A 22,917-nucleotide genomic window follows, 5' to 3' on the forward strand; every position below is an offset into this window, starting at 1 on the left:
TCGACGGGCGTGCGGGTGAGCTTGAGCTGCCCGGCCGAACATTCTGCCAGGTCGATGTCGTGCGGTGGTGCCCTGCGGCCGTGACCATGGTCGCCGCGCGGGCAGGGAACCGTCCGGCGGCGGCCGCCGTCCCGATGCGGGCTTGCTATGCAACAAGTTGCATAGCAAGATGCGAGGCATGGCCCTCGAACACGCCATCCTCGTCTCGTTGCTGGAGCAGCCCGGTTCCGGCTACGAGCTGGCCCGGCGCTTCGAGCGGTCGATCGGCCGGTTCTGGACGGCGACCCACCAGCAGATCTACCGCGTGCTCAAGCGCATGGAGGCCGACGACTGGGTCACGGTCGAACAGGTCGGGCAGGAGGGCCGCCCCGACAAGCGGTCCTACCGGGTCGCCCCGGCCGGGCGGCGCGCACTGACGGCCTGGCTGCACGACCCGGTCCAGCCCGAAGCGGTCCGGCACGAGCTCGCCGTGAAGATCCGCGGGGCCGCGTTCGACGACGCCGCCGGGCGTACGGCGCTGCTCGCCGAGGTCGAGCGTTACCGCGCCACCCACGAGGCCACGCTCGAGCGCTACCTCGCGGGGGAACGCCGCGACTTCCCCGGGCCGGCCGACCGCGACGTGCAGCGGTCGCTTCAGCACGTGGTGCTGCGCGGCGGCATCGCGTACGAGCGGATGGTGCTCACCTGGCTCGACGACGTGATCGGCACCCTGCGCGCCCTGGATCACTGACCCGGCTCCACCACACCCACACCCCCAGGAAGGGGAACGCTGTCATGGCGGACTCTCCGCTGCTCAACCCGCGTACCTACGACCCCACGCACCTCGACGACGAGAGCCGCCGGCTCCTGCGCGCCACCGTGGACTGGTTCGAGGCCCGGGGCAAGCAGGCGCTCGTGGACACCTACAACCGGCAGGCGTGGTACGGCGACTTCCTGGAGTTCGCCGCGAAGGAGGGCCTGTTCGCGACGTTCCTCACCCCGGCCGCGGACGGCGACGGCGCCAAGCGGTGGGACACCGCCCGCAACGCGGCCCTCAGCGAGATCCTCGGCTTCTACGGCCTCGGATACTGGTACACCTGGCAGGTCACCGTCCTCGGCCTCGGCCCGGTGTGGCAGAGCGACAACCCCGCGGCCCGCGCACGCGCCGCGCAACTGCTCGACGACGGCCACGTCATGGCGTTCGGCCTCTCCGAGCGCACCCACGGCGCCGACATCTACTCGACCGACATGGTCCTCACGGACGACGGGAACGGCGGCTTCCGGGCCACCGGCAGCAAGTACTACATCGGCAACGGCAACGTCGCCGGGCTGGTCTCGGTCTTCGGGCGGCGTGCCGACGTGGAGGGCCCGGACGGCTACGTCTTCTTCGCCGCCGACAGCCGCCACCCCGCGTACCACCTGGTCAAGAATGTGGTCAACGCGCAGATGTACGTCAGCGAGTTCCGCCTGGAGGACTACCCGGTGCGTGCCGAGGACGTCCTGCACACCGGCAAGGCCGCGTTCGACGCCGCGCTGAACACGGTCAACGTGGGCAAGTTCAACCTGTGCACCGCGTCCATCGGCATCTGCGAGCACGCGATGTTCGAGGCGGTCACCCACGCGCAGAACCGCGTCCTGTACGGCAAGCGGGTCACCGACTTCGCGCACGTGAAGCGGGAGCTGACCGACGCGTACGCGCGCCTGGTGGCGATGAAGCTGTTCAGCGACCGGGCGGTCGACTATTTCCGCAGCGCGGGCCCCGACGACCGCCGGTACCTGTTGTTCAACCCGATGACCAAGATGAAGGTCACCACCGAGGGCGAGAAGGTCATCGACCTGCTGTGGGACGTCATCGCCGCGAAGGGCTTCGAGGCGGACACGTATTTCGACAAGGCCGCCCGCGACATCCGGGGCCTGCCCAAGCTTGAGGGCACGGTGCACGTCAACCTGGCGCTGATCCTCAAGTTCATGGCGAACTACCTGTTCAGCCCGGTCGCGTACCCGCCGGCGCCGACCCGCCACGACGCCGCCGACGACGAGTTCCTGTTCCGGCAGGGCCCGGCCCGCGGCCTGGGCGACATCCGGTTCCACGACTGGCGCGCCGCGTACGACGTCCACGCCGCGGTGTCGAACGTGGCCCGTTTCCGCGAGCAGGCAGACGGGTTCTGCGCGCTGCTGCTCGCCAACGCCCCCGGCAAGGCCCAGCAGGAGGACCTCGACTTCCTGCTGGCCGTCGGCCACCTGTTCGCCTTGATCGTCTACGGTCAGCTGATCCTCGAGCAGGCCGAGCTGACCGGTCTGGACGGCGACGTGCTGGACGAGATCTTCGACATCCTCGTGCGGGACTTCTCCGCCGGTGCCACCGAACTGCACGGCAAGGCCGCGACCACCGAGGCGCAGGCCGCATGGGCACTCGCCCACGTTCGCCGCCCGGTCCAGGACGCGGCGCGCACGGCCCGCGTGTGGGCCCAGGTCGAGGCGCTCAGCGGCGCGTACGAGATGCAGCCCTGACGCTGCGCCCTCCGGTCCGGTGCCGTCTCGGCGCCGGACCGGATCAGGGGTTGGCGGCCAGGAACAGGTAGGCGGAACAGATCGTCAGGTGCACCGTGGCCTGCAGCACCGTGGCCCGGCCGGGCATGACGGTCAGCACCCCGACGACCGCGGTGAGCGCGAGCAGTACGACCTGGGTGGAGCCGAGCCCGAGCAGCAGCGGGCCCTCCAGCCAGATGGAGGCGATGGCGATCGCGGGAATGGTCAGGCCGATGCTGGCCATGGCCGACCCCAGGGCGAGGTTGAGGCTGATCTGGGCCCGATCCCGGCGGGCGTTGCGGACCGCGGCGATCGTCTCCGGCAGCAGGATCAGCAGGGCGATCACCACACCGACGACGGTGTGGGGCAGACCCGCGCCCGCAACCACCTGCTCGATCGTCTTGGACTCCACCTTGGCCAGCCCCACGACCGCGACCAGCGCCACCACCAGCAACAGCAGGCTGAACAGGGCGGCGCGCGCCGTCGGGCTGGCGGCGTGCTCGTCGGGATCGGGCTCCGCGGTGTCGCGCCGGCCCGCACCCCGGACCGGCACGAAGTAGTCACGGTGGCGGACGCTCTGCACGAACACGAACAGCACGTACAGGACGAGCGAGGTCACCGCGGCGAACGCGAGCTGCGCGCCGCTGAACTGCGGCCCGGGGCGGCTCGTGGTGAAGGCGGGCAGCACCAGGCTGAGCGTGGCCAGGGTGATCACGGTCGTCAGTGCGGCGCCGGTGCCCTCGGCGTTGAAGACTGCCACCCCCCGGTGCAGCGCGCAGACCAGCAGGGACAGCCCGGCGATGCCGTTGCAGGTGATCATGACGGCGGCGAAGACGGTGTCCCGGGCCAGCGACGCGGTGCCGGGACCCCCGGAGATCATCAGCGTGATGATCAGGCCGACCTCGATGATGGTGACCGCGACCGCGAGGATCAGCGACCCGAACGGCTCGCCGACCCGGTGCGCCACCACCTCGGCGTGGTGCACCGCCGCGAGCACCGCACCGGCCAGCAGCAGCACCACGACGATCTCGACCGCAGGGGGCAGCCCGCGGCCCCAGACCAGGATGAGGGCGATCAGCGCAACGAGCGGCACGATGGACGCCGAGCGGGTCAGCGTGCCCGTGGCCGGCGGCGTCACCTGATCGGCGTCCCGAACATAACGCGCAGCGTAACGGAAAACGGCGGCATGGTCAGGGCCGACGGCGTTGTCGGCCCTGACCACGACCGGATCAGGCGCAGTCGGCTCAGGAGCAGCCGTGCTCCCAATGCCAGCCGACGAACGTGTGCCGCAGGTCGACGCTGTGGCGGCAGGTGGCGGCGCCGTCGCCGGTAAGCACGACCGTGGAGTCGTGCGTGTTCGCATACCATGCCCCGGTGACGTCGAAGATGCCCCGGTAGCTGAACCCGGCGCGGGCCGTGTACGTGGCCGTGGGGCAGGCCGCGGCGCAGCCACCCGCGCCGGTGACGTCGTGCGCCGTCCAGCCGGCGTCCCACGGCTCCCGGTTGGCGTGGGTGCTCACCCGGGAGTCGGCCGCCGAGACGAGGCCGTCGGCGGTGCTCCACGTGTGGTCCGAGTAGAGCGCGGTCATCAGGATGTTGCAGCAGTCGTACATCTGCGAGTAGGAGTGCAGCGTGCGCGGCGTCGCGGCGGCCTGTTCGGCCGACGCCGCCGCCTGCTCCGCCTGCTCGCGGGCGCCCACACGCGCCAGACTCCTTGGCGCCGCCACGACCTCGACAGGCCCCGGGTGGGCGACACAGTCGTCGCCGATCGTGATGCTCTGCCGGACCTGCGCGCCGGCCGGCGGGGCCGGCAGGTCGGACGTGAGCCGCACCTCGGGGCATGCCGTGCCACCGCGGGCAAGGTCGGCCTGCGCAGGGTCGGCCAGCGCGGGGCCGGCCAGCGCAGGGCCGGCCAGAGCGGGGCCGGCCAGCGCAGGGCCGGCCAGAGCGGGGCCGGCCAGCGCGGGCGACCCCGCCCAGGCCAGCGCCGCGGCCACGAGCATCGACACGGCGAGGACCCGGGTTACCGGCTGGCTCAGCGCAGGGCGCTGGTGGCGTGGGCGAACGCGGGCATGGGCCGCCGGGCCGCCCGCAACGAGCCGTCCGGGAAGAACCCGGTCTTCGTCACCGCCAGCGTGTAGACCGCGTGCGCCGCGGCGTCGGACAGTTCGGCCAGGGCGGCCGGGTTCAGGTTGTTCGTCGTATCGCACGCCTGGTGATAGCACGCGTCGTACGCCGCGCCCGCGGTCCCGCCGTACACTGTGGCCTGCGCCTCGGTCTTCCGGCCCTCGGCGCCGCTGAACAGCCCGCCGGCCGGGATGCCCACCGCGATGAACGGGCCGTAGTCCGAGCGGCCATTGAACTGGCTCGGCTCGGAGGCCAGCCCCTGGCCGGTGAAGTAGTCGGTGAAGATGCGCTCGATCTGACCGGACCCGGGCGGGCCCGCCACGCTCGTCTGCGACCCGTCTCCGTCGTAGACGAACCGGACGTAGTTCGGCGAGCCGAGCATGTCGAAGTTCAGATTCGCGAAGATCCGGCCCAGCTCGGCGTCGGGCAGCGTGGCCACGTAGTGCTCCGAGCCGAGCAGGCCGGCCTCCTCGGCGCCCCAGAACGCGAAGCGGACCTTCTGCCGCGGCCTGATCTTCAGCGCGGCCAACTGCTCGGCGATCTCCAGATTGGTGGCGGCGCCGCTGCCGTTGTCGTTGATGCCCGGGCCGGCGGCCACGGAGTCGAGGTGCGACCCGACCACGAGGACCTTGTCCGGATCCCCGCCGGGGGTCTCGGCGATGACGTGGGTGGTCTTGGCCGCCTCGTCGGCGGACGTGGCGGTGGTGACCCGCGCCGTGACCGCATCCTGCTGGGTGGCGGCGAACAGCGCGGCGCCGTCGGCGTAGCTCAGCCCGACCACGGGGACGCCGAAGACGGCACCGAGGTCACCGGTGACCAGGTCGGTCCGGCCCGGCTGGCCCTCGTTGAAGATGATGACCGCGTCATACCCGGCCGCCACCGCGTTCGTCACCTTGATCCGGTACGTGCAGGTGCCGCGCTGGATCAGCGCGATCGCCGGGGCGTCGCCCGCCGGCGTGAAGTCCGACGCCTCGCACCCGGAGGTGGCGCTCGGGGTGGCCGGCGCGGGGACCTGGACGTCCTTGGTGGGCACCACGGCGCCGGTGACGTCACCACTGCCGGAGAACTCGAACGTGCCGGTCGGGTAGTCGGCCGGCGTCGGCGCGACCCGGGCCAGGGTGGCCGGGGCCAGCTCCCGGAAGAACGGGAAGGTGAACTCCTGCTCGCTGACCCGGTACCCGGCCGCGGTCAGGGTCTGCTTGACGTACTCGGCCGAGGCCGCATAGCCCGGGGTGCCGGAGGCCCGGGTGCCGCCGTTCTGGTTCGCGATGCGCTGCAGCACCCGCTCGTGGCCCAGGATGCCGTTGACCGTGACGGCGTCGCGCAACCGTTTGCTGTCGACCTGGTCGACGGCGCCCGCCGGGGACGCCCCCACCGCGACCAGCAACAGTGCTGCCGCGGGGATGACTGCCTTACGCAAGGATCCTCCTCTGTCGACTGCGAACCCACCGCAGCCTATCGAGGAGCGAAGCGTATCGATACCTTGTCGACCGGGTCGGCCACGACCCGGTTGCGGCCGCTGCGCTTGGCCGCATAGAGGTTGCGGTCCGCCTGGGCGAGCAGTGCCGACGGGGTGGTGTCGCCACCCACCGCGGTGGTGGCGACGCCGATGCTCGCGGTCACCGGCAGCGCACCGGTGACCGGCTGCCACGCGTGCCCGGCGATCGCCTCGCGTACGCGTTCGCAGTGCCGCAGCGCCGCGTCGGCGCCGGTGTCCGGAAGCAGCAGCACGAACTCCTCACCGCCGAGCCGGGCCACGACCCCCGAGCCGGCGTCGCTGCCGACGAGCAGCTCCGCGACGTGCTGCAGCACCGCGTCGCCGGCGGCATGCGACAGGGTGTCGTTGATGCGCTTGAAGTAGTCGAGGTCGATCAGCGCCGCGGACAGCGGGGTGCCCCGGTTGGCCGCCCGCTCGAGCAGCACCGCGAGCTGTTCGTCGACGTAGCGGCGGTTGTGCAGGCCGGTCAGCGGGTCACGCTGAGCCATCTCCCGGAACCGGACGCTCTCCCGGCGCGCCTCCTCCGCCTCGTAGACCGCCTGCAGCGTACGGGCACGCGCCTCGCGCTGGGCGGAGTGCAGCGCCTCGGTCTCCGCGTGGAAGAGCCGGTACTCCTCGTACGCCTCCCGGTAGTGGCCGGTCGCCGCATGCAGCTGGGCCTGCTCGTCGCGGATCCGCGCCCGTACGGACTGCAGGTCGCTGTCCACACAGACCCGGACCGCCTCGTCGAGGCCGGCCTGGGCCGACGCCACCGCCCCGCGCAGCCGCCGCGCCTGCGCCACGGTCAACAGGGACTCGGCCAGCGTGAGGTCGTCGACCGACCCGGTGCCGCCGTCCAGGATCGGACGCAGCGTCGCCTCGGCCTCGGCGTACTGGTGGTGCACCAGCTCGACCCGGGCGATCGTGTCGAGGTACGGGCCGCTCAACGGCGTGTCGTGCCGCGAGGAGATCGCGCGCATCTCGGCGACCAGGCGCTGCGCCTCCGCACCGTCGTCGCTCTTGAGCGCCGCGTACGCCAGATTGTTGAGCAGCCGCAGCGACAGCTCGGCGTCGCCGGTGGTGGCGGCGATGTCGAGCCCTTCGGAGAACCGGCGGCGGGCCTCGTCCAGCGACCCGCCCTCGCACAGCGTCACACCGAGGTGGGACAGGTGCCGCGCCCGGATGCCGGCGGGCACGTCGTCCGCGGTGCTGGCCACGCATTCGACCGCGTACGCGAGCGCGTCCGACAGGTCGCCGAGGTGCCGGCGGAACGCGGACACCATGAGGTGGCTGCGCGCCCGTACGTACGCGTCGCCGTCCTCGAGGGCCCAATCGCGGACCTCGTGGGCGATCCGGCCCGCGGCGCTCGCGTCCCCCTCGCACAGCAGGGCCTCGGCGCGGACCAGCCGTGCCCGCATCCGCAGGTCGGTACGGCCCAGCCCGGAGGCGATCTCCTCAGCCCGCTCGGCTGCGCGGGCGATTGTCCGGAAATCATCCTTGGAGTCCAGCTCCATGGCCTCCAGTGCGGCGCTCAGCCGCGCTTCGGCGTGCGGGGCCGAGGCGGACAGCTCGGCCACCGTGCGGGCGATGTCGACGGCTGCGGTCCCGGCCATGTCTCCTCCCGTCGGCCCTGTCTCCCGTCGATCCGGGCGAAATCACGGTACGCCGGGCGGGTTGCGGGCGAGCTTATTGACAGATGTCACACGAGCGGGCACGCTCACACCCACTGCATGGGAGCGCTCTCACAGCCTCCCTCCGACCACAGAGGAGCGACACCGTGGCGCCGTCCCCCGTACGCCGTGGGCCCCGCACACTCGCCGCCATGGCCGTCGCGGCGCTCGCGGCAGCGGCATTCGCCGCCACCCCGGCGCACGCGGCGATCCCGGACCGGGCCAGGTTCTACACCCCCGCACCGAACCCGGGCGCGGTCGAGCAGATCCGCTCGCTCGCCGTCACCGGCCACTGGGGACTCGCGCGCAAACTCGCCACCATGGTCGAGACCCCGCAGGCGGTCTGGGTGACACAGCTGTCCGGCGCCGAGCTGACCCGCGTCGTCCGGGACCACGTCCGCGCCGCCGCCCGTACGCGGAGCATGCCGGTCTTCGTGGCCTACAACATCCCGTTCCGCGACTGCGGCGCCTACTCCGCCGGCGGGGCGCGGACCGTGGCGGAATACCGGGCGTGGATCGACGCGTTCGCCGCCGGGCTCGGCGACAGCCGGGCCGCGGTGATGCTCGAACCGGACAGCCTGGGCATCATCCCGTGGTACACCGACATCAACGGCAAGCCGGAGTGGTGCAAGCCGGCCGAGGCCGACCCGGCAACCGCGCAGCGCGACCGGTTCGCGATGCTCAACTACGCGGTGGACCGGTTCAAGGCGCTGCGGCACACCAGCGTCTACCTGGACGGCACCAACAGCAACTGGCTGAGCTCCGGCGACGCCGCCGACCGGCTCGTGCGCGCCGGGGTGCAGCGGGCCGACGGCTTCTTCCTCAACGTCTCCAACTTCGAGGCCACCGAGCGTCTGCGCAAGTACGGCACGTGGGTCGCCAAGTGCATCCACTACGGCACGCAGGAATCGACGCAGGGCCGGTTCCGCGACTGCGCCAGCCAGTACCACCCGGCCGACCCGAAGGACTTCAGCACCTGGACGCTCAGCGACCAGTGGTACGACGCCCACGTCGGCGACGTCGCACCGGGCCGGCTGTCCCATTTCGTGGTCGACACCAGCCGCAACGGGCAGGGCTCGTGGACCCCGCCGGCCGGCAACACCTGGCCCGACCCGATGACCTGGTGCAATCCGCCGGACCGTGGCCTCGGCGCGCGCCCGACCACCCGTACCGGTGACCCGCTGATCGACGCGTTCCTCTGGATCAAGGTCCCGGGCGAGTCGGACGGCCAGTGCGACCGCGGCACCGGCACCGGGCTGGACCCGGCCCGCGGCGACCAGCCCGACCCGGCCGCCGGCGCCTGGTTCCCCCAGCAGGCGATCGAGCTGGTCCGGCTGGCCGACCCACGGCTGCGCTGACCGACCGGTCCGCGCGGTGGTCCGGCCGGGATCACCTCAGTCCTGGTAACCGTCCTCGGCGAGCGCCTTGTCGATGCGGATGCGGTGGGCGGCGGCCCAGTCGTCGAGGGATTCCGCGGCGTCCTTGGCGAGCTTGCGCTCGGCGGCGGCGCGGACCTCGTCGGCCCTGGCTGCGGGAACGACGACGATGCCTTCCTCGTCGGCCACCACGATGTCGCCCGGCCCGACGTCGACGCCGCCGCACCGGATCCGGGTGTTCAGCGGCGCCGCCGCCTGCTTGGTGCCGGGGATGGGAATGACCCCGCGGGCGAACACCGCAAAGCCCATCTCCCGGATCTCGGCGAGGTCGCGGGCCACGCCGTCCAGCACGAACGCGGCGACGCCGCGCCGGTGGGCCACCGCGCAGACGTTGCCGCCGGCCAGCGCGTAGTCCAGGTCGCCGGACTCGACGACGATGACCGCGCCGGGCTGCGCGCGGTGGATGGCGGCGTGCAGCATCAGGTTGTCGCCAGGCGCGCAGCGCACGGTGAACGCGGGCCCGGCGATCCGCGGCACCGGCGTCCAGAGCGGGCGGATGCCGATGTCCATGACCTGCTCGCGGCTCAGCACATCCGCCAGGGTGGTCGGCGGGATGTCGGCGAACCCGGTGACCTCACCCATGGTTCCTCCTGCGGATCGTCGTCGGTGTGCGGCCATTCCATCACGAGGCCGCAGCGCGCCAGGCGTGAGCCAGCTCACCGCAATTCCCATAGGTTTAGAGTGCTATCGTGCTCACCCGGGCAGTTGGTCGAGCACGTAGGGAGCCACCTGTTCCAGCGGGCCGGTGGTGCGGTAAGCCCGGCACAACACCGCCGCCCCCTCCAGGGTCGCCAGCATCAGGGCAGCCAGCCCGGAGGCCCGGCGGACCGGGGCGCCGAACGTCACCAACCCGTTCGTGACCGAGGTCAGCCAGGTGTCGTAGGCTGCCCGGCACGCCCTGGTCAGCGCCGGTGAGGCGGGCACCGAGTCCAGCGTGATCGTGGTGACCGGCAGGCCTTCGGTGAAGTCGGACTCGCGCAGGTCGCGCGCGAAATGCTCGACCATCGAAACCGCCCACGCCCGGGCGGTTGGGCTGTCCGCCAGACGGTCGTGGATCAGCCGGTCCACCTCGATCGCCCAGTCGTCGACCGCCGCCACCGCGATTTCTTCCTTGCCACCGGGGAACAGGAAATACACCGATCCGCGCGGCGCTCCACTGTGCTCGACGATCTGCGTCAGGCCGGTCCCGTGATAGCCGTGCCGGCGCAGCAGCGTACGCGCACTGGCAATGATTCGCGCCCGGGTGTCCGACTTGGGCCTCGGCATGACACACCTCTCACCGACTTGCCCCGCTGAGCGGGTAGGGAAACTATATCAATCGGTCTACTTAGATGAGATCAAGCGCGGCCGCCCCGGGTGGCCCCGCCTCACCACGGAGGTTCTGGTGACCCACACCCGGTTCGAGTCGATCGGCGCCTACCTGCCGTCGACCGTCGTCTCCACCCAAGACCTCGTCGCACAGATGAGCTACCAGCCCCCCTTCGACCTGGAGCAGATCACGGGCATCGCCGAGCGCCGGGTGCACGACAAGCGCCCGGACTCGTACGAGGACTCGTTCGTCCTGGCCCGGCGCGCAGCCGAGGACTGCCTCTCCCGGTCCCGGTACGCCGCGGCCGACCTCGACGTCATCATCTCGGCCTCGATCACCCGGTACCACGGCGGCAACGTCTTCCAATTCGAGCCGTCGTTCGCGCACCAGCTCGCCCGGACGCTCGGTGCCCGGCGGGCGATCCACTTCGACGTCTCCAACGCCTGCGCCGGGATGCTGACCGGCGTCGCGGTCCTGGACCGGATGATCAAAGCCGGTGTGGTCCGCAACGGCCTGGTGGTCAGCGGCGAGCGGATCACCGCGATCGCGGAGACCGCGGTCAAGGAGATCAACGAGCTGTACGACCCGCAGTTCGGCTCGCTGACGGTCGGCGACTCCGGCGCGGCCGTGATCCTGGACGAGTCCACCTCGGAAACCGACCGGATCCACTACGTCGAGCTGATGACCTGCTCAGAATATTCACACTTGTGCATAGGTAAGCCGAGCGATCGTAACCAAGGGATCGCGCTCTACACCGACAATCACCAGATGCACAAGGAGGACCGCTCCCGGTTGTGGAGCCGGTTCCAGACCGACTTCCTGGCCAAGCGCGGGACGACGTTCGCCGACGAGAGCTACGACTACGTCGTGCACCACCAGGTCGGCAGCAAGTTCATTCGCAACGTCAACAAGCACGGCGAAGCCGCGTTCGGCACCGCCATGCCGGAGTCGCTGTCGGTGGTGGAGAAGTACGGCAACACGTCCTCCACCTCCCATTTCGTGGTCCTGCACGACCACCTGCGCAGCGGCCAGGCGCGCCCGGGCGCCAAGTACCTGCTCGTGCCGGCCGCCTCCGGCGTGGTCACCGGCTGCGTCTCCGCCACCATCAGCTCCCTGGAGGTCTGACCATGCCCGCCGCCATCGCCTCCACCGCGGTGAACGCCGACCCGCGGCTGTCCGGGTCGATCGCCCGCGCCTCGGCCGCCGCCACCGCCTGCCTCGAACGGGCCCGGGTCCACCCCGACAAGGTCGACGTGCTCATCAACGTCGGCGTCTACCGCGACGAGAACATGGCCGAGCCCGCCATGTCCGCGCTGATCCAGAAGAACGTCGGCACCAACCTCGACTACCTGCGCTCGGGCACCCCGGCCCTGTCGTTCGACCTGATGAACGGCGCCTGCGGCGTACTCAACGCGGTGCAGGTGGCGGACGCATTCCTCACCACCGGCGACGCCGAGTTCGCCCTGGTCGTCTCCGGCGACACCCACCCGTCCGGCCGCCACGACCCTGGCTTCGGGTACGCGAGCGTCGGCGCGGCGATGCTGCTGTCGCGTACGGCCGAGCCGGGCGCCGGGTTCGGCCGGGTCAGCGTCGCCAGCGCCGACGCCGACGCGCCCGGGGTGGTCGGGTACGCCGACCTCGACGCCGTGGACACCCGGGGGCGCGAGATGATCTGGGTGCGCCGCGACCCGGACTACGCGGCGCGTCTGGTCGAGTTCGCCGCTGCCGAGGCGCAGCGCTACGCCACCGCCGAACGCCTCGACCTGTCGCAAACGCTGCTGGTCGCCTCGCAGCCGACCCCGACGTTCGCGGCCGAGCTGGCCGGGCGGCTCGGCATCGCGCCCGCCGCCGTGGTCACGGTGCAGGACGTCGACGGGGACCCGCACACCTCCGCGCTGACCCTCGCGTACCACCAGGCGGTCGAGGCGGGCCGGGCGCAGGCGTACCCGCAGGTGCTGTTCGTGGCCGCCGGGGCGGGACTGTCCGTGGCGTGCTCGGTCTACCACCGCGCCGGCTGATGGCGCTCGCGACGACGACCGGCGTGGCGGCCCGGCTGGCCGCCCACGCCGAAGCCCACGGCACCCGGGACGCGGTCGTCCAGCCCGGCCACGGCCGGATCACGTTCCGCGAGCTGGACGAGCGGTCCGACGCGTACGCGGCCGGGCTGCACGCGCTCGGCATCCGCAAGGGCACCAAGACCGTGCTGATGCTGCGCCCCGGCCTGGAGCTGTACCCGGTGCTGTTCGCGCTGCTCAAACTCGGCGCGGTGCCGGTCGTCGTCGACCCCGGCATGGGGGTGCGCCGCATGCTGCACTGTTACCGCAGCGCCGGGGCCGAGGCGTTCATCGGCATCGGCGTGGCCCACGTGGTGCGAGTGCTCAACCGGCGCGCCTTCGCCGGGGTGCGCATCCTGGTCACCGCGGGACGGCGGTGGGGCTGGGGCGGGGCGACGCTGCGTACGCTGCTGGCGCGCACGCACCCGGCGCCCGCCGGACGGCCCGGCCCGGACGATCTGCTGACGATCGGTTTCACCACGGGCAGCACCGGCCCGGCCAAGGGCGTCGAGTCGACCCACGGCGGCCTGGAGGCGATGGTCGCGCAGGTGATCGCGCTGCACGGCCAGACGCCGGACGACGTGGCGCTGGTGACCTCGCCGCTGTTCGGGGTCCTGCACCTGCTGATCGGCTCGACCTGCGTGCTCGCGCCGGTCGACCCGACCCGGGTGGGCGCCGCCGACCCGGCAGCGATCGCCGACACGATCGAGCGGTACGGCGTCACCGCGATGTTCGCCTCTCCCGCCCTGCTCGACCCGTTCGGCCGGTACCTGCGCGACACCGGTCGCGCGCTGCCCACGCTGCGCACCCTGGTCTCCGGCGGCGCCCCGGTCTCCGACGAGGTGGTGCAGACGCTGCACCGGCCCGGCCTGCAGTTCCACACGACGTACGGGGCGACCGAGGCGCTGCCGATCGCCTCGATCGAGTCCCGCGAGATCCTGCGCGACACCCACGACGGCAGCCGGGCCGGGGCGGGCACCTGCGTGGGCCGCCCGGTGGACGGGATGGACGTCCGCATCGTGCGCGTCACCGACGAACCGCTGCCGGTGTGGCGCGACGACCTGCGGGTGGCGCCCGGCGAGGTCGGCGAGGTCGGCGAGGTCGGCGAGATCACGATCGCCGGGCCCACGGTCAGCCCGCGCTACCACCGGCTGCCGCGGGCCGACGCCGCCGCCAAGATCGCCGACGGGGACCGGCGGTGGCACCGCACCGGCGACCTCGGCTGGATCGACGACGCGGGCCGGATCTGGTTCTGCGGGCGCAAGAGCCAGCGGGTCGGCGACCTGCACACCGTGCAGTGCGAAGGGGTGCTCGACAGCCACCCGCAGGTGTACCGCACCGCCCTGGTCGACGCGGGTGGCCGCCCGGTGGTGTGCGTCGAGCCGCGCCCCGGCGTCACCGACCACGACCGGCTGCGCCACGAGCTGCACGAGCTCGCGGCGAGCCAGCCGGTGACCAAGCCGCTGGACGAGTTCCTGTTCCACCCGTCGTTCCCGGTCGACATCCGGCACAACGCCAAGATCAACCGGGAGTACCTGTCGGCCTGGGCCGCGTGGCGGCTGCGGCCCCGCCGCCTGCGCGAGCTCGCGCCGCGGCTCGTGCCGCTGGCCGGCTGGGCCTTCCTCGCGTACGGGCTGGTCGGGCCGATGCCCCACCCGGCGTTGTGGGCACTGTGGTGGATCGACGCGTTCCTCAGCATCGTGGCGCACGGACTGCAGATCCCGGTCGCGGTACGCCGGGCCTCCCGGGCCGGCATCGCGGGAGGCCGGGCCGCCGCGCTGACCGTCGTGTTCGGCGCGACCTGGTGGAAGGGGCTGCCGTGAAGATCCTGGTGACCGGCGCCTCCGGATTCCTCGGCGGGCACATCGCCGAGGCGGCCGTCGCGGCCGGCGACGACGTGCGGGCCCTGCTGCGTCCCACCGCGAGCCTGTCCATGGACATCGGAGCCGGCCTGGTCGAGCCGGTCCGCGGCGACCTGGCCGACCCGGCGTCGCTGGTCGCGGCCACGGCCGGGGTGGACGTGGTGATCCACTCGGCGGCCCGGGTGACCGACCACGGCAGCCCCGCGCAGTTCCACGACACCAACGTCGCCGGCACCGAGCGGCTGCTGGCCGCGGCCCGCGCCGGCGGGGTGTCCCGGTTCGTGTTCGTCAGCAGCCCCAGCGCGGTGATGGACGGCGGCGACCAGCTCGACATCGACGAGAGCACGCCGTACCCGGCGACGTACCTGAACCTGTACTCGCGGACCAAAGCGGAGGCGGAACGCCTCGTGCTGGCCGCGAACGAGCCCGGCTTCACCACGTGCGCGCTGCGGCCGCGCGGCATCTGGGGGCCACGCGACTGGCACGGCTTCATGCCCCGTCTGATCGCCAAGCTGCGTGCGGGACGGCTGCCCGACCTGTCCGGCGGGCGTACCGTGCTGGCCTCGCTGTGCCACGCCACCAACGCGGCGCACGCGTGCCTGCTCGCGGCCGCCTCGGACCGGGCCGGGGGGCGGGCGTACTTCATCGCGGACGCCGAGATCAGCGACGTGTGGACGCTGATCGCCGAGGTGGCCGCCATGTACGGCGCGGCACCGCCCACCCGCCGCGTGCCCGCCGGAGTCCGCGACGTGCTGGTCGCCGCGATCGAGACGGTGTGGCGCATCCCGTACCTGCGGGACCGGCACTCGCCGCCGCTGTCGCGCTACTCGGTGGCGCTGCTGACCCGGTCGAGCACGTACGACACGAGCGCCGCGGCCCGCGATCTCGGGTACGCGCCCGTCGTGGATCAGCAGACCGGCCTGCGTCAGCTCCACGAGTGGGTCGACAGCATCGGCGGCGTCGACGCGTTCACCCGGTACGCGCGGTGAGCGCCTTCCAGCGGCCCGTGTCGCCGACCGAGTGGCTGTACCTCGCCGGGCAGCGAATCATGCCACCGTTCGCGATCCAGCTGGTCGTCGAGGGCGACGGGCATCTCGACCCGGCGGCGCTGGCCGAGGCGGTGCGGGTGGCGTCGGCCGCGTGCCCCGGCGCCCGGCTCGCGCGGCGCGGACGCATGTGGGTCGACACGGGCGAAGCGCCTCCCGTGTCGATCGCCGGATCCGGTCCCCTGTGGCCGGAGCGGGCCCACGCCGCGCTCGAGCGTACGTGCGAGGTGGTGCTCGCCGAGGGCGCGGTGATGTTCCGGGTGTCGCACGCGGTGATGGACGGCCGGGGCGTACTGGCCTGGGCCGCGGACGTGTTCCGCGTACTGCGTGGCGAGCCGCCGCTGGGTGCGTCCGCGGCGCTCACCGACTACGGCCTGGCCGACCGGCTGGGCGCGCCGGGCCGCCGCCCCCGGATGACCGTGGGCTGGCGCTCCCCCGTGGGCGCGCCGGCCGACGCGCCGGGCTGGGCACGCCGCAGCATCGACGGCAACCACCCCGGGCTGGTCGCGAAGCTCGCCGCGGCGGTGGCGACGTTCACCGGCACCGGCCGGTCCCGCTTCATGGTGCCGGTCGACCTGCGCCGGCACGACCCGGCGCTGCGCAGCACCGCCAACCTGAGCCTGCCGGTGTTCCTCACCACCGGCGGTGGCGAGGCGTGGCAGTCCCTGCACAAGCAGATCCTGCGCGCCCTGGTCGAGCGGCGCGAGGTTGTCGGGGGCGCCGCGGAACGGGCCGCGTACCGGCTGCCGCTGGGCCTGCTCGCGCGGTCACTGCGGGTGGCAGGAAACCGGCACCTGTGCACCGCCATCCTGTCCCACCTCGGCCGCGTCGACCCGGCCGACTTCAGCGCCGACGGCTTCCGGGCGTCGACGGTCTACTCCCTGCCGACCCACGCGCCGCTGTCCCCGCTGTCCATCGTGGCCACCGCGCCGCCCGGGCGTACCGAGCTGACCGTGGCCTACCACGGCCCGCCCGATCGGGCCGAGGCGCTGCTCGACGCGATCGAGGCCGCGCTCGCGCCGCACCGGCACTGGGCCGGCAACGACACCCGGCGCGCCGTGCCCGCGGCGACCCTGACCGGCCTGTTCGCCCGGCAGGTGGCGGCCGCCCCGCACGCCGTGGCGCTCACCGGCGGCTTCGGCGAGGTCAGCTACTCCGGCCTGGACGCGCGTGCGGACGCGGTGGCACACGCGCTGCGCGCGCGGGGACTGGGCCGCGGCGCCGTCGTCGGGCTGCTCGCCGACCGTACGGTGGAGGCCGTCGCGGCGATCCTCGGGGTGCTCAAGGCGGGGGCGGCGTACCTGCCGCTGGACCCGCAGCACCCGGACGCCCGGATCGACGACGTCCTGCGCGACGCGGGCGCCCCGCTGTGTCTGCTCGGGCGCCGCCACGCCGGGCGGATCGGCATCGAGCACCTGATCCTCGAAGACCTGCCTACCGGCGGCGCCCCGCCCGCCGGGGACGACGCCGCACCGGACGACCTCGCGTACGTCATCTACACCTCCGGCTCGACCGGCCGGCCCAAGGGTGTGCAGATCGAGCACCACAGCCTCGTCAACTACATCACCTGGGCGGCCGAGCTGTACCGGGTCGACGCCCGGACCAGGTTCGCGCTGTTCACCTCGCTGGCGTTCGACCTGACCGGCACCGCGATCCTGTTGCCGCTGCTCGCCGGCGGCAGCGTGGCGCTCGTGCCCGGCGAGCTGACCCACGAGAGCCTGCGCGACATGCTGGCGCACTCCGGCGCCACCGCCCTCAAGCTCACCCCGGCCCACCTCGACCTGATCGGCCGCCTGGGGCTGGTCCCCCGCGGCATCACCACCCTGGTCGTCGGCGGGGAGCAGCTTCGCGGGCCGGTCGCGGCCGCGGCGCAGCGCACGTTCGGGCCGGACTGCCGGATCGTCAACGAGTACGGGCCGACCGAAGCGACGATCGGCTGCGTCGTGCACGTCTTCGACCCCACGCGCGACACCGGGACGGCGGTGCCAATCGGGCGCCCGGTCGCCAACACGTCCGTGTTCCTGCTCAACGGCGACGGGCGGCACGTCGCGCCGGGCGAGACCGGCGAGATCCATCTGGCGGGCACCCAGCTCGCCCGCGGCTACCGCGGGCGGCCGGACCTCGACCACCACCGTTTCGTACGGCTGGCCGACGGCACCCGCGTCTACCGGACCGGCGACCTGGCCCGGATCCGCGACGGCGTACTCGAATACCTCGGCCGTACGGACGAGCAGCTGAAAATCCACGGGCACCGGATCGAGCCCGCCGAGATCGAGGCGGCGCTGGAGGCGTACCCGGGGGTCGAACGGGCCGTGGTGACCGGCCGGGCACCACGCGCCGGGGCCGATCCGGTGCTGTGCGCGTACGTGATCGGGGAGGTGGTGTCCGAGCAGGACGTCCGCGACCACCTGGCGCGGCGCCTGCCGCGATACATGGTGCCCGCCGCGGTCGTCGTGGTCGCGGAACTGCCGCAGACCACCAACGGGAAGATCGACGTCCGGGCCCTGCCGGACCCGTTCACGCGGCGCGGCATCGCGCCCGCGCAGCGCACGCCCGCGGGCGGCCGGACCGGCCGCGAAAAGATCGAGGAGCAGGTGTGCCGGATCTGGGCGCGGATCCTGCGGCTCGATCCAGCCATGATCGGGCCGGACAGCGACTTCCACATGCTCGGCGGGGACTCGCTCTCCATGATCGAGATGCTCGCGGTGCTGGCCGCGGAACTGCCCGATCCGTCCACCCGCGACACACTGGCCGGCGCGGTGATCCGCAACCCGACGCCCGCGACGCTGAGCGCGGCGCTGGCCGCCACAACGGCGACCGGCGATGCAGCGACCGGGGACACGGTGGCCGTCGACAACGGTGCGGCATGAGCGGGGTGCACATCCGGCCGGCCACGGCGGCGGACGTCGACGCGGTGGTGCCGCTGATGCTCGGCTCCTCCCCCGAGCTCCTCGCGGCGACCTTCGGCGACAGCGCGTCCGTGGTGGTGCGCCGCGACTTCCTGCAGGGCAAGGGGGTCTTCGGGCACCCGTACCAGCTGGTCGCGCTGAGCGGCGACGGGCAGGTGGTGGCGACACTGACCGCGTACCGGGGGCGCGACTACCGGCGGTTGAGCCTGCACACCCTGCGGTCGGCCGCGGTGCTCGGGCCGCGCGCCCTGGCGCGGGCGGTGCGCCGCACGGCCGGGCTGGCGCGGCTGTTCGCGCCGCCCGGGCCGGACAGCCTGTTCCTCGCGAACCTGTGCGTAACGCCGGAAACGCGCGGCCGCGGCTACGGGGCGGCGATGATGGAGCACGCGCGGGCGCTGGCAGCCGCGCGCGGGCTGGCCGCGGTCGAGCTCGACGTGTCGTACACCAACCCGCGCGCCCAGCACCTCTACGAACGGCTCGGCTGGGTGGTCACCGGGGAACGGCCCGCGCCCGCGGGCAGCGCGCTGGACGGCTTCCGGCGGATGCGCCGGCCCGCCGGAGCGGCCTGAACCCCGGCGCGCCCGCGCGGCGGATCAGCGGGCCGAAGCGCGGGTCAGCGGGCCGAAGCGCGGGTCAGCGGGCCGAAGCGCGGGTCAGCGGGCCGAAGCGCGGGTCAGCGGGCCGAAGCGCGGGTCAGCGGGCCGAAGCGCGCGGGTCAACGGGGCCGGACCAGGCCCAGGTCGTACGCGGCGATCGTGGCCTGGACGCGGTCACGGACGCCGAGCTTGGGCAGCAGCGCGTACACGTGTGCCTTCACCGTGCCGGTGGCGATGCCCAGAGCCGCACCGATCTCCGCGTTCGACCGGCCCTGCGCGAGGTGGATCAGCACGTCACGTTCGCGAGGGGTCAGCGCGTCCAGGCGCGGGTCGGCGCCCGGCGCCGCGGTCAGCGCCCCCGTGGCGAACGCGTCGATCAGCCGACGGGTCACCACCGGGCTGAGCATCGCCTCCCCGGACGCGACCACGCGGATCGCCGCGACCAGTTCCTCGGGCTCGGCGTCCTTGAGCAGGAACCCCGACGCCCCGGCCCGCAACGCCTGGAACACGTACGCGTCCTGGTGGAACGTGGTCAACACCAGCACCCGCGGTGGCTGCGGCCCGGCGGTCAGCCGCGCAGTCGTGGTCAATCCGTCCATTCCGGGCATCCGGATGTCCATCAGCACGACGTCGGGCTCGGCGCGGGCCGCCACGTCCAAGGCGGAACCGCCGTCTCCCGCCTCGCCGACCACGTCCAGGTCGGCCTGCGCGCCGACGATCGCGACCAGCCCGGCCCGGACCATCACCTGATCGTCGACAACCATCACGCGGATCCCGATGGTGTCACCTCCTCCTCCGGTGCCGCCGCGCCTCGCCCCAGGCCGTCGAGCAGGCCGCGCATCGCGGCCAGCGCCTGACGGGCCGAGCCCAGCACCGCGTCGAGGTCCGCGTTCTCGGCGGCCCGCGGTACCGCGGCGGTGTGGTGCAGCACGGCGTCGCGCAGCCCGGCCGCGATCCTGGCACGCTCGTCCCGCGCCCGCAGCGCGGCCTGCGCCATCGCGACCGCGACCCCGCCCTCCTCCCGGGCGCGCCGCCGCGACCGCCGGCGCCGGGCCACCCAGCCCGCAAGCCAGCTCGCCGCCGCCGGGACCGCGAGGAACCCGCCGAACAGCAGCGCCGTCACGGCGAACTGCACCATCATCGTCGCCGCACCGTCCGCGGTGCCCGCGTCGGCGCCCGGCCCCTGCGGATCGTCGGCGGTGCCGACCACGACCAGCACCGCCAACGCCGGCGCGGTGGACACCACGGCGGCGACCGGGGCGAGCCACGTCAGGCGCGGACGGCTGCCCCAGGCGGCGACCGCGTACACCGCAGCAAGTTCCGCTCCCCCGCCGAACAGGAACGGCCAGCCACCGGCGGCCGGTATCGCCGTGGTGACGGACAGCAGCGGCGCCAGCCAGGCGGTGACCGTCACCGCACCGAGCACCCACCACGGACGGCTGCGCCGCCACAGCAGCGGCACCGCGTGGGCGAGCAGCGCCAGCAGGATCAGGGTCGCGACCGCACGGGACAGGCCGTCCTCGTCGACGCCGACGGCCAGTCCGGTCAGCGGCAGCATCACGGCGAGGAACACCAGCCCGGCGTCGAGCACGGCCTGGCTGCGCAGCCCGGCACGCAGCCATCGCAGACCGGCCCTGTGGTGCGAGCCGCCCGCCGGGCGTGACCCGGCCCGGCGATGCGGGCCGCCCGGCGGCGGGAACACCGCCCGGACCCGCCACCCGCGGCCCTGGCGGGGCCCCGCGGTTAACGCGCCGCCGAGCGCCGCCGCCCGATCCCGCATCCCGCTCAATCCGCGCCCGCCACCCAGCCCGGTGGCCACTTCCGTCGCGGTCCAGCCGGGACCGTCGTCGTCGACGACCAGCTCGATGTGCTCGCCGGTCTGCGACAGGCGCAGCCGGACCGTGCCGCCGGGCGCGTACCGCAGCGTGTTCGTCAGCGCCTCCCGCGCGATGCCGTGGACCGCCGCGGCCAGCGGCGGCGGCAGATCGACGGCCGGAACATCGACGGTCATCACCTGGCCGAGCTGCCGGAAGTCGTCGGCCAGATCGGCCAGCCCGGGGAGCGCGTCGTCCTCCGCCGCCAACGGCATGATCGTCACCAGGCGGCGCAACGCGGCGAGCGTGTCGTGACCGGTGCGGGCGGCGAACTCCAGCGCCTGCGCGGACAGCTCGGGCCGGGTGTCCTGCAGCATCCGCGCGGCCGACGCGTTGACGACGATCGAGGTCAGGTGATGCGCGGTCACATCGTGCAGCTCACGCGCGAGGCGCCGTCGCTCGGCGTCGGCCGCGTCGCGGCGGGCCCGTTCGGCATCCGCCAGGCGCCGCGCCGCCGCCGCACGCTGGCTGGTCCACCGGCCGCGGATCCGGCCGAACGCGGCGACCATGCCGTACATGCCGATCATCGTCACCAGGTCGAACGGGGTGTCGCCGGTCAGGCCGTCCTCCCAGACGGTCAGCGCGGCCTGCCACACCACCAGCGCGGCCAGGACCAGCGCCGTCGTACGCGCGGACCGGCGCGCGGCCACGCTGAACAACGCCACGAGATCCGCCACGGAGATCACCAGCAGCGCGTCACCCGGGACGAACGCCTGCTGCCCGGCCGGAACCACCCAGGTCGCCAGCGTGAGCCCGGCCGCCACCACGACCACGGCCACGACCGGACGGGTACGCCGCAGGCCCAGCGCCGCCGCGACCAGCACCACCGTGGCGGTCACCGCGACCGCCGGCGCGGAGCCGATCGCCGCACCGGGCCACAGCGCGAGCTGACCGGCGCACAGCACCGCGGGCAGCACCCAGGTCTTCGTCACGCAGCGAACCTATAACCTCGGGCAGACTTCGATCTCCGGCCGATGGCGGATTCTGGGACGGAGCCCCGGCCGACAGACTTCCCGCATGCTGTCTGTTGCGGAGCCGCTGAGCCCGTATCATCGCCTCGCTCGCACGCCCGCGAGCCGCTGGTGGCGTACGGTGCTGGGCACGGGTTTCATCGTCGTCGGCGGCGGCGCACTGGGCATCGGCGGTTACCTGGCCGTCACCGCGGCGGCCGCGATCGCCGGGCGGCCGGACGACGCGCAGGGTTTGCCCAGCTTCGGCCCGCGCGCCGACCTGGCCCTGGAATTCCTGACAGTCGCGGCGCTGCTACCGGCTGTCTTGCTCGCCGCCCGGTGGATCCAGAACCGCCCGGCCGGAACCCTGTCGTCGGTGACCGGGCGGCTGCGGATGCGCTGGCTGGTGACCTGCCTGGCGGTCGCCGGCGCCGCGATCGGCATCTTCCTCGCCGCCGGCATGTTCGTCGACGCGGCGACCGGCGGGTCCGGCGGGCCGGGCGGCGACCTGGCCGGCTGGGGCTCGCTCGTGGCGTCGACACTGGTGCTGCTGGTGGTGGTGCCGCCGCAGGCAGCCGCCGAGGAGTACCTGACCCGGGGCTGGCTGCTGCAGGGGCTCGGCGCGTGGTGCCGCCGCCCGTGGCTGCCGATCGCCGTGCAGGCCCTCGTCTTCGCCGCCCTGCACGGCTGGGGTACCCCGTGGGGGTTCGCCGATCTGACCGCGTTCGGGCTGATCGCGGGCTGGCTGACTGTACGCACGGGCGGCCTGGAGGCGGCCATCGCGCTGCACCTCGCGAACAACCTGCTCGGCACGCTGCTGTCGGCGGCGTTCGGCGATCTCGGCATGGACCAGACCGCGGCCGACATGTCCTGGCAGTACGTCGTCATCGACCTGCCCGTGCTGCTCGGGTACGCCGCGGTGATCGGGTGGCTGGCCCGGCGACGCGGCGTGACCACGCTCACGGCCCCGCTGCCCGCGGCGGAGGCCGCCCGTACGCCTCCGGGCACGCCCGAAGCGATCATGGTCGGCGGGTCGGCGCTCAGCGGCTGAGCCGCCCTGCCGATCGAAACGTTGGTGCTCGGGGGGAACCGGAGTGGG

General features: G+C 73.3%; 18 protein-coding genes. 10 read left to right on the plus strand and 8 right to left on the minus strand.

Translation table 11 applies throughout. From position 1 onward, the window contains the following. The first annotated feature begins 178 nt into the window (after positions 1–178). Positions 179–730, plus strand: a complete 552-nt coding sequence (locus tag ACMCNK_RS05660; protein WP_412735342.1) for a PadR family transcriptional regulator — start codon at positions 179–181, stop codon at positions 728–730. Positions 731–774: 44 nt separating this feature from the next. After that, entirely contained in the window at positions 775–2,490 is a 1,716-nt protein-coding gene (locus tag ACMCNK_RS05665; RefSeq protein ID WP_412735343.1) for an acyl-CoA dehydrogenase, read from the plus strand. A 43-nt stretch (positions 2,491–2,533) separates the two neighbouring features. Here the strand turns inward: ACMCNK_RS05665 and ACMCNK_RS05670 are convergent, their stop codons facing one another. The 4 genes from ACMCNK_RS05670 to ACMCNK_RS05685 all read right to left on the minus strand — a co-directional run bounded on the left by ACMCNK_RS05670 (position 2,534) and on the right by ACMCNK_RS05685 (position 7,725). Further along, on the minus strand, positions 2,534–3,646 hold the full coding sequence (locus ACMCNK_RS05670; protein ID WP_412735344.1) for a calcium:proton antiporter: 1,113 nt from the start codon (positions 3,644–3,646) through the stop codon (positions 2,534–2,536). A gap of 106 nt (positions 3,647–3,752) precedes the next feature. Continuing rightward, positions 3,753–4,517: a hypothetical protein gene (locus ACMCNK_RS05675; protein WP_412735345.1), complete on the minus strand. Its 765-nt coding sequence runs from the start codon at positions 4,515–4,517 to the stop codon at positions 3,753–3,755. A gap of 26 nt (positions 4,518–4,543) precedes the next feature. Then, complete coding sequence (locus ACMCNK_RS05680) at positions 4,544–6,055, minus strand: M28 family metallopeptidase (RefSeq protein ID WP_412735346.1); 1,512 nt, start codon at positions 6,053–6,055, stop codon at positions 4,544–4,546. Positions 6,056–6,090: 35 nt separating this feature from the next. Further along, the gene (locus ACMCNK_RS05685) at positions 6,091–7,725 is read right to left on the minus strand and encodes a diguanylate cyclase (RefSeq protein ID WP_412735347.1); all 1,635 of its coding nucleotides are present in this window, start codon (positions 7,723–7,725) and stop codon (positions 6,091–6,093) included. Positions 7,726–7,889: 164 nt separating this feature from the next. On the opposite strand from ACMCNK_RS05685, the gene ACMCNK_RS05690 reads away from it, so the two are divergent. Next, positions 7,890–9,140 carry a glycoside hydrolase family 6 protein gene (locus tag ACMCNK_RS05690; protein WP_412735348.1) on the plus strand — a complete coding sequence of 417 codons (1,251 nt, stop codon included), beginning with the start codon at positions 7,890–7,892 and terminating at the stop codon, positions 9,138–9,140. Positions 9,141–9,176: 36 nt separating this feature from the next. Here ACMCNK_RS05690 and ACMCNK_RS05695 read toward each other — a convergent pair whose 3' ends face one another. Both ACMCNK_RS05695 and ACMCNK_RS05700 read right to left on the minus strand, forming a co-directional pair. Beyond that, positions 9,177–9,800 carry an RraA family protein gene (locus tag ACMCNK_RS05695; RefSeq protein WP_412735349.1) on the minus strand — a complete coding sequence of 208 codons (624 nt, stop codon included), beginning with the start codon at positions 9,798–9,800 and terminating at the stop codon, positions 9,177–9,179. 111 nt (positions 9,801–9,911) lie between these two features. Next, the gene (locus ACMCNK_RS05700) at positions 9,912–10,484 is read right to left on the minus strand and encodes a TetR/AcrR family transcriptional regulator (protein ID WP_412735350.1); all 573 of its coding nucleotides are present in this window, start codon (positions 10,482–10,484) and stop codon (positions 9,912–9,914) included. A gap of 118 nt (positions 10,485–10,602) precedes the next feature. On the opposite strand from ACMCNK_RS05700, the gene ACMCNK_RS05705 reads away from it, so the two are divergent. Genes ACMCNK_RS05705 through ACMCNK_RS05730 form a run of 6 tightly spaced genes read left to right on the plus strand, consistent with a single transcriptional unit; the run spans position 10,603 to position 18,967 of the window. Then, the gene (locus tag ACMCNK_RS05705; RefSeq protein ID WP_412735351.1) at positions 10,603–11,652 is read left to right on the plus strand and encodes a 3-oxoacyl-ACP synthase III family protein; all 1,050 of its coding nucleotides are present in this window, start codon (positions 10,603–10,605) and stop codon (positions 11,650–11,652) included. Positions 11,653–11,654: 2 nt separating this feature from the next. Then, the gene (locus ACMCNK_RS05710; protein WP_412735352.1) at positions 11,655–12,545 is read left to right on the plus strand and encodes a 3-oxoacyl-[acyl-carrier-protein] synthase III C-terminal domain-containing protein; all 891 of its coding nucleotides are present in this window, start codon (positions 11,655–11,657) and stop codon (positions 12,543–12,545) included. Continuing rightward, complete coding sequence (locus tag ACMCNK_RS05715; protein ID WP_412735353.1) at positions 12,518–14,404, plus strand: fatty acid CoA ligase family protein; 1,887 nt, start codon at positions 12,518–12,520, stop codon at positions 14,402–14,404. The genes ACMCNK_RS05710 and ACMCNK_RS05715 overlap by 28 nt, the downstream gene beginning before the upstream one ends. Further along, positions 14,401–15,432: an NAD-dependent epimerase/dehydratase family protein gene (locus ACMCNK_RS05720; protein ID WP_412735354.1), complete on the plus strand. Its 1,032-nt coding sequence runs from the start codon at positions 14,401–14,403 to the stop codon at positions 15,430–15,432. Before ACMCNK_RS05715 ends, ACMCNK_RS05720 begins: the two co-directional genes overlap by 4 nt. Further along, the gene (locus ACMCNK_RS05725) at positions 15,429–18,359 is read left to right on the plus strand and encodes an amino acid adenylation domain-containing protein (RefSeq protein WP_412735355.1); all 2,931 of its coding nucleotides are present in this window, start codon (positions 15,429–15,431) and stop codon (positions 18,357–18,359) included. Before ACMCNK_RS05720 ends, ACMCNK_RS05725 begins: the two co-directional genes overlap by 4 nt. Beyond that, complete coding sequence (locus ACMCNK_RS05730) at positions 18,356–18,967, plus strand: GNAT family N-acetyltransferase (RefSeq protein ID WP_412735356.1); 612 nt, start codon at positions 18,356–18,358, stop codon at positions 18,965–18,967. Before ACMCNK_RS05725 ends, ACMCNK_RS05730 begins: the two co-directional genes overlap by 4 nt. A gap of 146 nt (positions 18,968–19,113) precedes the next feature. Here ACMCNK_RS05730 and ACMCNK_RS05735 read toward each other — a convergent pair whose 3' ends face one another. Both ACMCNK_RS05735 and ACMCNK_RS05740 read right to left on the minus strand, forming a co-directional pair. Then, positions 19,114–19,773 carry a response regulator gene (locus ACMCNK_RS05735; RefSeq protein WP_412740755.1) on the minus strand — a complete coding sequence of 220 codons (660 nt, stop codon included), beginning with the start codon at positions 19,771–19,773 and terminating at the stop codon, positions 19,114–19,116. After that, entirely contained in the window at positions 19,758–21,800 is a 2,043-nt protein-coding gene (locus ACMCNK_RS05740) for a histidine kinase (protein ID WP_412735357.1), read from the minus strand. The genes ACMCNK_RS05735 and ACMCNK_RS05740 overlap by 16 nt, the downstream gene beginning before the upstream one ends. Positions 21,801–21,885: 85 nt before the next feature. On the opposite strand from ACMCNK_RS05740, the gene ACMCNK_RS05745 reads away from it, so the two are divergent. After that, positions 21,886–22,869 carry a CPBP family intramembrane glutamic endopeptidase gene (locus tag ACMCNK_RS05745; RefSeq protein WP_412735358.1) on the plus strand — a complete coding sequence of 328 codons (984 nt, stop codon included), beginning with the start codon at positions 21,886–21,888 and terminating at the stop codon, positions 22,867–22,869. The last annotated feature ends 48 nt before the right edge of the window (positions 22,870–22,917 follow it).

The sequence above is a fragment of the Krasilnikovia sp. MM14-A1259 genome, from assembly GCF_047159535.1.
GTDB lineage: Bacteria > Actinomycetota > Actinomycetes > Mycobacteriales > Micromonosporaceae > Actinoplanes.